Source organism: Hydrogenimonas sp. (assembly GCF_029933015.1).
GTDB lineage: Bacteria > Campylobacterota > Campylobacteria > Campylobacterales > Hydrogenimonadaceae > Hydrogenimonas.
Genome location: NZ_JAOZOZ010000070.1, coordinates 1 through 8,310, shown reverse-complemented (window position 1 = coordinate 8,310; position 8,310 = coordinate 1). Strand labels below are relative to the sequence as shown.

Sequence of the window (8,310 nt, the reverse complement as noted above, 5' to 3'; positions counted from 1 at the left end):
CCGACCCGCAGTTTCACCTTTTCGGGCAGCGGCTCTTTGAGTCTGATGCGTACCGGCAGACGCTGGGCGAGACGGATCCACTGGAAGACCGGTTTGACGCTGGGGAGCATATTGTAGCCGGGATTGCCGTCGGTGGGGGCGATCCCCCAGGCGATCGACTCCACGGTTCCCTCCAGTGGTGTGTCGGGGTAGGCCATCAGCGTCACGACGGCCCTGTCCCCGACACGGACGTGGGAGATCGTGTCTTCTCTGAAAAATCCGAAAACCCAGAAACTCTTCTCGTCCACCAATGCCAGCAGTGGTTTGTTGGCCGTCGCCTGGGAACCGACCTGGAAATTGATGTTGGAGACCCATCCGTCGACGGGGGCGTAGACTTTGGTGAAGGAGAGATTGAGCTTCGCCGCGTTGAGTGCCTCTTCGGCGCTGTCGATGTCGGCGAGTGATTTGAAGTAGTTGACCTCGTTGCGGATCAGATCCTTCTGGCTGACGGCGCCGGGATCCTTGGCGTAGATGCTTTTGACCCTTTCGTATTCGGTCTTCATCCCCCTGGCCGCCTCTTTGGCCCGTTTGAGCCGCGCTTGGGCCTGTCTGACCTTCAGGATGTACTGGGAGGGATCGATCTCGAAGAGCGGGTCCCCCGCCTTGACGTGCTGGTTGTCGACGACGTGGATGCGCGTCACCATCCCGGAGACTCTCGGAGTGATCTGTACCACCTGGGTACGCACCTGGCCGTCCCGGGTCCAGGGGTTCTGGGTGTAGGTACGGTATTTCTGATACCCGAACCACGCGGCGGCTCCCAGAACGAAGAGGGTCAGCAGCAGTTTCAGAAGTGTCGTCATCGCTTTCATCGGGCGGTATCCTTTAAAATTTTATCCATAGCGCGTCGATCAGTACCATATAGAGGGTCATGATGGCCAGAAAAACGTACTGGGGCAGATAGAAAAAACGCGACAGCCTCAGTCGGTTGAGTAGCATCACCGTCACGACCGTCATCAAAAAAGCCAGCAGAATGGCGGGAAGCCAGGGGGAGAAGTAGACGTCTCCCAGCTGCAGCTCGTGGGGGTAGGGATTCGTGGAGGCGGAAATCGGAAATCGGAAATCGGAAACCGGGAAGAGGGTGGAAGGCATTTCAGTACTTCTCCGGTAGTTTCGTCATGTTCTCGTCCAGATAGTTCCCCCAGTCGACGCCGCGCATTTTCAGGCTCTCGACGGTTTTTTCGGAGAGGCAGGATCCGCCGCGACCGCTCTGCCATCCGCCTCCCAGGGCTTTGTAGAGCAGCACGATATCGGTGGCGAGGGCGCCGCGCATCTGGGCATAGATATCCTGGGTCGTCGTCAGCTTTTCGACGGTGCTCAGCAGGCGCTGGTAGCTCACCAGGCCGTCGTGGTACTGGGTGACCGAAATGTTGAAGGCCCGAACCGTCGCCTCGAGGGCCTTTTTCCTTTCGGCCAGCTGCGCCTGGGTCAGGACGTAGCCATTCAGGGCGTTGGAGACCTCCGAAGCGGCCTGCAGCACCTGTTTGCTGTAGTTTACCAGCGACTCCTGAAACTTCGCGTCCTGGATCCTTACTTGGTTTTTGATGCGGTCGTACTGGAAGATGTTCCAGGAAAATCCGGGGCCGGCCGTGACGCTCAGGTTTTTGGCGGCCGTCCCGATGCCCAGCCCGATATCGGTGGCGTTGTAGCCGAGATTGCCGACGAGGGCGAAACTGGGATAGAGAAGCGCTTCGGTGGCGCCGATCTGCGCGCTGGCGGCCCGGGCTCTGTATTCGGCCGCTTTGATGTCGGGTCGGCGCATCAGAAGCGACGCGTCGATGACGGCATGGGGATCGAACGCCGCATCGGGGACATAGGAGAGATCCAGCAGCGCCTCTTCGTTTTCGACGAGCTGGATGGTCCCTTTTTTTCCCGTGGCGATGAAGCGGTTGATCTCGTCGCGTCGGCGGTAATCGTGGGTATCGATCATGGCGCGGATCTCTTCGGGCGTCACGGCCAGGAGAGTGGCCAGCGCGTTGACGCTTTTGATCTTGGAGAGTTCCAGGGCGGGGAGGGCGGCCCGGGTATTGTAGAGCTGGGTCCGCGCCTGCTGCATATCCAGCTCCGAAACGTTGCCGGAGTTGAACTGTATCTCTGTCATATGGGCGACCCGCTCCTGGATGGCGATGTTCCGTTTGGCGTAGGCGATCCGCTCCTCGGTGGTGCGGTAGGCGATGTAGTTTCGCGCCACTTCCGCCAGAAGCGAGACCGTCAGCGCGTCGTAGGAGGCGACGGCGGCGTAGAGACTCGCCTCCGACGACTCGATGCCGCGGGCGTATTTCCCCCACAGGTCCAGCTCCCACCCCATGTCGAAGTTGAGCGCGTAGGAGTCGATCTGCCGATCCTGATAGGTCGACATGTATCCTCCTGAAAGGGTCTGCTTCTGGGGGTAGCGCATCCCTGTACTGATCCCCAGCGCCGCCCGGGCCTGGAGGATGCGAAGGCCCGCGCTTTCGAGATCGAGATTCTGTTTTCTTGCCTTTTCGACGAGGCGGTCGAGCACCGGATCGTCGAAAATGCGCCACCACTCCGTCACCGTATCGTCGGAGACGTTGCGATCGGCCGGTATCTCTTTGGGCAGCGGAGGCGCTGTGAGCCCGGAAAAGTCGGGCCCTAGTTTCGTACATCCGGTAAAGGTCACGAGGGCGGCCATCATCGAAAAGAAAAGACTCTTTTTCATCAAAATCTACTCTCCCGCAACCGATCGAAATCGATCGTTTTCAGACCCTCTTCGAAAGTTTTTTCCGCCGTTTCCGCTTTTTTTGCATCGTTTTCGAGAAGAGAGCGGGCATAGGCTTCTGCACCCTCCAAAAACGCCGTCACCTTCGCAGCGTCCAGTCGGAAATAGCCGTAGTCGATCTGCGACGCCCATACCTTCATCTTCTGCAGTGTCGGCATCAGATATTTCCGGGCGTAGCGCTCTTTGAACCCCTCTTTCTCTTTCATCCATCCTGCAAGCAGGAGAAAACGACGCTGCAGCTGCAGGAAAAGCCTCTCCGGCTGGGTCGGAAAAGGGATGTAGTAGAAAAAGAGCAGCACGAAGAGAAAGAGATAGAAGATGAAAAGGGTGTTCAGAAAGAGACCAAAGTGGAAAAACATCTCATTCTGCAGATTCATAATGGGGATGCCCAGCAGAAAGAAAAGTGCCAGCATCGGTTTGAAAACGTAGTATCCGAAGAGTGCGTAGAGAAAGAGAAAGAGCGCCAGCGTCCAGCCGTCGTGGACGTTCGGCAGGACGAGAATGTAGGCGAAGGTGGCGAAAAGAAAGCCGATGGAAAAGGCGACGATCAGCATCGAAGGCTTTACCGGCGAAACGGCCGTCATCAGCGTCAGCGAAGTGGCCAGGGAGACGAGGAGAAAACCTCCCGGCGGGTTGAAATGGATCCAAAGCAGCGTTGCACCCCAGAAAACCATGAAAGTTGTCAAAGCCTTTCTGAAGCTGTCGGGATCGAGCCAGTGAAACGTCATGGAAGGCATTTTGACCAAAAATTTCCCCTCCTCACGCTTCTGGGGCCACAGAAGCAGCCCCACCAGGGTGAAAATGACGACGCCGAACATCGTCATGAAGGTCCGCTCCACGCCGTAGAGGAAGATGTCGTCCACATTGCCGCTGTCAAAGACCATCATCATCGTCAGGGCGGTCAGGAAAAAGATCGTCGTATCGCCCTGGTAGGCGAAAGAGAGATACATGAAAAAGGTGACCAGCAGCGAAAGAATCACCAGATAGAGCATCCGGTCCTGGGGAAGCCACGCGATCAGCGCCATGCCCGCCGCTGCCCCGGTCAGCGTGCCGACGATCCGAAAAAAACCCTTGAGGTAGGATGCGGCGCCAGTATCGGTCGTGGAGATGACGATGATGGCGATGACGGCCGTGGAAGCCTGCTCCCACCCCTGCGAGAAGGGGATGAGATAGGCGAGGGTGAGGGCCAGTGCGGATTTGACGGCCGTTTTCATCTTCTCGGAGGGAAAAGCGGCTATCATCCGCTCCCATCCTCCCTCTCTCATCGACCCTTCCGCCGCAGCCGCCAAACCTGAACTCCTGCCGATTCTCTACGCCGCGCTCTTGGCTGCGGCGTTCTCTCTTTCGTCGATCTCGGCGATCCAGAGATCGAAGAGTTTGTAGAAGAGTGCCAGAATCACCGCTCCCAGAAAGAGACCGATCATGCCCATGAGCATCATTCCTCCGATGGCGCCGATCAGGATGACGAGCATCGGGATATCGACTCCCCGTCCCATCAGTATCGGTTTCAAAACTCCGTCGCTGGCACCGACGACAAGCATATAGACGGCGAAAATCGTGGCGGTGGTCCCATCGGCATAGGAGTAGACGTAGGCGATGATCGGGCCGATGACGATGAGCGCCGGCAGCTGGATGATCGTCAGGAACATGATCAAAAGCGCCCAGACCGGTGCCAGGGGCACACCCATCGGAAGCATTCCCACCAGTGCCAGGGCGCTCTGGATCACGGCGACACCCACGACACCCGTCGCGACGCTTCGGACCGTCAGTGCCGAGAGACGGGACCACTCGTCGCCTCGTTCTCCCAGCAGACGCCGCATGATGCGACGGTAAAAGGCCGTGCTCGACTCCTGGGCGATGAGAAAGTAGGCGGCGATGGCGATGGAGGCGATCGTCATCAAGACCGTGCCCAGTGCCCCTTTGAGCATCGAGACCACCGACATGACGGCCGATTTTATCTGTGCTTTGAAGGGTGCCAGGGTTTTGGGAAGATCGGTATGGGCACTCTCCCAAAGTTGATAGACCTTCGTTCCGATCAGCGGCCAAGACTTCACCTGTTCGGAAGGTTCGGGAATCAGTTTGCCCTGTTCGTTGACGACACTGATCAGTTTCTGCGAGCTGGTGATGAGGCTGTCCGAAAGCAGCCAGGTGGGCACGACAAGCGCGGCGACGAGGAGAAGGCTCCCGGCGATGACGATCTTTTTGCGGCTGCCGAACCGCTTCTCCAGGCCGTTGACAAGCGGCGCGAATGCCACGGCGAGGATGATACCCCAGAGAATGATCGGAAGAAAGGGTTTGACGATCAGGTAGGAGACATAGATGATGAGAAAGAGCAGGCCCAGTTTCGTGGCGATCTCGATCGACGATTTGACACGATCGTCGTAGTTTTGCAGATGCGGCATACAGATCCTTCCGACGGGTTGGTGATTGGTGTGATGTGTTGATGGAATTTATTATATCCAACGAAGTTTAAAGATCACCGGCAGATCGGTATGACGACGTCTCGAAGAGGAGTGTTATCACGTATCGGGGCCGTGAAGAACCTTGCGTGGGCTTTGTCCATCGTGCCGTCTGAAGTATAATTACGGCACCATACAAAAGAAACGAGGAATCCGATGAAACCCGACAGGCTCTATCCGCTATCGCACGCACCGATCCATTTCCATTTCAGACAGACCCCGGCCGATTTCGTCGTCACCGAGATCCCGCTCTACGATTTTTCTGGAGAGGGTGAGCATCTGATCCTCAAAGTGAGGAAAAAGGCGCTGACGACCTGGCAGATGCTGGAGACTCTCAGCTCCCATCTGGGGATTCGTGTCCGGGATATCGGATACGCCGGCCTCAAGGACAGAGACGCCATGACGATCCAGTACATATCTCTGCCTTTCAAATACGAAGAGGCGCTGAAAGATTTCTCCCACGAACAGATCAGAATCCTCGAAACCGCCCGCCACGACAACAAACTGCGCATGGGGCATCTGAAAGGCAACCGCTTCTTCATCCGTCTCAAAAAGGTGAGCCCCACGGATGCCACGAAAATCGACTCGCTGCTGAAGTGGATCGAAACCCACGGATCGCCCAACTATTTCGGCTGGCAGCGTTTCGGCAGGGAGGGGAACAACTACGAAACGGCCCGGGAGATCGTGGAGGGGAAGAGAAAGATGCGAGACAGGAAGAAACGCGATTTTCTGATGAGCGCCTACCAGTCGCATCTTTTCAATCTCTGGCTCAGCAAGCGGATCGAGATCTCGCGCCTCTTCGAAGGGCTCAAACCCAAAGAGCTGAAAGAGGTCTTCGTCTGGAACGACGAAACGATCCGGCAGGTGCACGCGCAGAAACACTTTTTCAAACTCCTTCCCGGCGACGTGATGCAGCACTACCCCCACGGACGTCTCTTCACCGCTTCGGAACTCTCCGAAGAGGGGGATCGCTTCGCAAAGCGCGATATCAGCCCCACGGGGATCCTTCCGGGACGCAAAGCGAAACAGGCGACGGGTCTGGCCTGGGAGATCGAGAAGGAGTTCATCGAAGAGATTCCGGCCCCGGGAGGCCGTCGCTACGCATGGATCTGGCCCGAGGCGATCGAAGGACGCTACAGAAAGGAGGAGTGGCACTACGAACTCCACTTCACGCTCCCCAAAGGCTCCTACGCCACGGTACTGCTGGAGATGATCGCCAACCGCCCCCTGCGCTGAGGCACCCGAACGTCCATACATGATAGAATAATGACAAGACTACGGAAAAGACGGTAAAAAGATGGAAAATTTCGGAACATATGCGAAAAAAGAGATCGTAGGACAGGACAGAGCGATCGAATTTCTCGACCTGGCAGTCGAGAGGATCGGACGGGTCAGACTTTTCGAGGGGGTCGAAGGGGCCATCGCCCTGGCGGGACCGCCCGCATGCGGCAAAAATTTCGCCGCGAAGATCGTCGGCCGCTATCTGGGACGCGAAACCCTGATTCTGCACATGGGCGAGTACGCCTTCGCCGACGATATCGACCGGCTCGTGGGCAAAGACGGGACACTGGAGAAATGGATCGCCGAGCATCCCGACGGTGTCGTGATCTTCGAGGAGATCGAAAAAGCCGACCACTCGATCCAGAGGGTGGTGGCCGCCATCGTCGCCGACGGCGCGCCGGACGATCAGAGACGCTACCGGCAGGCGCTCTTTCTCTTCACCGTCACCCTGGGCGATCCGACATGGTACGAGAAGGAGTTCGTCGACGCCTACTACGAAAATCCGCTTCTGCGCCAGGGAAAATTCTACGAAGATATCTCCAAAGTGGCAGTGCCCGACACCCAGGGAAACATGGTCGCACTTTTCGACGCGGAGCTGCTGAACGTCCTGAGCGAAGGGGATCTGATCCTCTTCTACCTGCTCGACCTCAAAGCGCTCTGGCGGATTACCGAGCGTATTCTGCAGCGATCGGTCGAGCGGCTCAACGGCGTATCCCTGACACAGATCGAGCTCCGATCGCCCGAGCGGCTCGCACTGGCGCTGCTTCTGGGTTTCTCTCCCTATCTCAACGCCAAACGCATCGCCCACAAACTTCCCGCACTGCTGGCCGACAGACTGGCGGAAAGCTGCGAAACGGCGGAAAAATGTATCATAGCTCTCTCACCCAGGGCCGAAACCTGGCTGGAGCAGTTTTTCGATCTCTCCTTCGATCTCAAATATTTCGTGAAATTCGAACGCCGTTTCGATCTGGGTTGGAAAACCCGAAAGGGCAAGAGGCAGACGACGCTCCTGATCGATTCGATCAAAGAGGTCGAGACCCAGCCTCCCGAACACCGTACCCCCTACGCCGACCGCCTCTCGATCCGCGCGTCGCGCATCGGATTCAAGGATGTGGCGGGGCAGATACGTGTCAAAAAGGAGCTCAAGTCGATCATCAAAGTGCTTCAGAACGACAAGGGTCTCGAACATTTCGGCATCACGCTCCCCAAAGGACTGCTGCTCTACGGTCCCGAGGGTGTCGGAAAGACGATGCTGGTCAAAGCCTTCGCCAAAGAGGCGGGACTTCCCTACATCTATCTGCGCAGTGTCGATCTCTTCGACGAGGTGCTGATCCAGGAGGTCTACGGCAGGGCGCGAATCGCCGCCCCCGTGATCGTGGTGCTGGAGGGTGTCGACACGAAAGGGGTGATCGAGGGCAACTACACCCACATCCCCACAGGAACCCTCTGCGACATGATCGACCGGGCCCCGGCCGAACCGGACAACTACATCTTCACGATCGCGACGGCCCGGGATATCGAAGAGGTCCCCGAAGATCTGACCCATCCCGGACGCATCGACCAGAGCGTGGAGGTCCCGGAACTCGACCGCGAGGCGCGCCGCTTCTTCGCCAGGAAGATCCTGGAGAAACCCCACGAAAAGATCGACATCGACCGCATCACCCGATACATGTCGGGCATGAACGGCTACGAGCTGGGTCGCATCGCCAAAGAGGCGGCGCTGGACGCCCTGAGGCAGGGAAAGGAGAAGCTGACCGAAGAGATCGTCATCGACCGGATCAACACGATCAAATA

General features: G+C 57.6%; 7 protein-coding genes. 2 read left to right on the top strand and 5 right to left on the bottom strand.

Annotated features, from left to right (window positions below):
* The 5 genes from Q1K23_RS06055 to Q1K23_RS06035 all read right to left on the bottom strand — a co-directional run.
* A partial coding sequence (locus Q1K23_RS06055; RefSeq protein ID WP_300363256.1) for an HlyD family secretion protein occupies positions 1 to 848 on the bottom strand: 848 nt, incomplete at its 3' end.
* A gap of 13 nt (positions 849 to 861) precedes the next feature.
* A complete protein-coding gene (locus Q1K23_RS06050) occupies positions 862 to 1,128 on the bottom strand; it encodes a DUF1656 domain-containing protein (RefSeq protein ID WP_300363255.1) in 267 nt (88 codons plus the stop codon).
* A gap of 1 nt (position 1,129) precedes the next feature.
* A complete protein-coding gene (locus Q1K23_RS06045; protein ID WP_300363254.1) occupies positions 1,130 to 2,716 on the bottom strand; it encodes a TolC family protein in 1,587 nt (528 codons plus the stop codon).
* Positions 2,716 to 4,017, bottom strand: coding sequence for an FUSC family protein (locus Q1K23_RS06040; protein WP_300363253.1), 1,302 nt, complete (start codon positions 4,015 to 4,017; stop codon positions 2,716 to 2,718). The genes Q1K23_RS06045 and Q1K23_RS06040 overlap by 1 nt, the downstream gene beginning before the upstream one ends.
* A 69-nt stretch (positions 4,018 to 4,086) precedes the next feature.
* On the bottom strand, positions 4,087 to 5,178 hold the full coding sequence (locus Q1K23_RS06035) for an AI-2E family transporter (RefSeq protein WP_300363252.1): 1,092 nt from the start codon (positions 5,176 to 5,178) through the stop codon (positions 4,087 to 4,089).
* A gap of 213 nt (positions 5,179 to 5,391) precedes the next feature.
* Between Q1K23_RS06035 and truD the strand changes: the two genes are divergently transcribed.
* Both truD and Q1K23_RS06025 read left to right on the top strand, forming a co-directional pair.
* On the top strand, positions 5,392 to 6,471 hold the full coding sequence (truD, locus tag Q1K23_RS06030; protein ID WP_300363251.1) for a tRNA pseudouridine(13) synthase TruD: 1,080 nt from the start codon (positions 5,392 to 5,394) through the stop codon (positions 6,469 to 6,471).
* A gap of 61 nt (positions 6,472 to 6,532) precedes the next feature.
* The coding region (locus Q1K23_RS06025; RefSeq protein WP_300363250.1) for an AAA family ATPase at positions 6,533 to 8,310 on the top strand (1,778 nt) is incomplete at its 3' end.

Coding starts and splice junctions, on each gene's coding strand:
- Q1K23_RS06040 (WP_300363253.1), bottom strand. CDS start 4,017: ATGATAGCCGCTTTTCCCTCCGAGAAGATGAAAACGGCCGTCAAATCC.
- Q1K23_RS06035 (WP_300363252.1), bottom strand. CDS start 5,178: ATGCCGCATCTGCAAAACTACGACGATCGTGTCAAATCGTCGATCGAG.
- Q1K23_RS06050 (WP_300363255.1), bottom strand. CDS start 1,128: ATGCCTTCCACCCTCTTCCCGGTTTCCGATTTCCGATTTCCGATTTCC.
- truD (WP_300363251.1), top strand. CDS start 5,392: ATGAAACCCGACAGGCTCTATCCGCTATCGCACGCACCGATCCATTTC.
- Q1K23_RS06045 (WP_300363254.1), bottom strand. CDS start 2,716: ATGAAAAAGAGTCTTTTCTTTTCGATGATGGCCGCCCTCGTGACCTTT.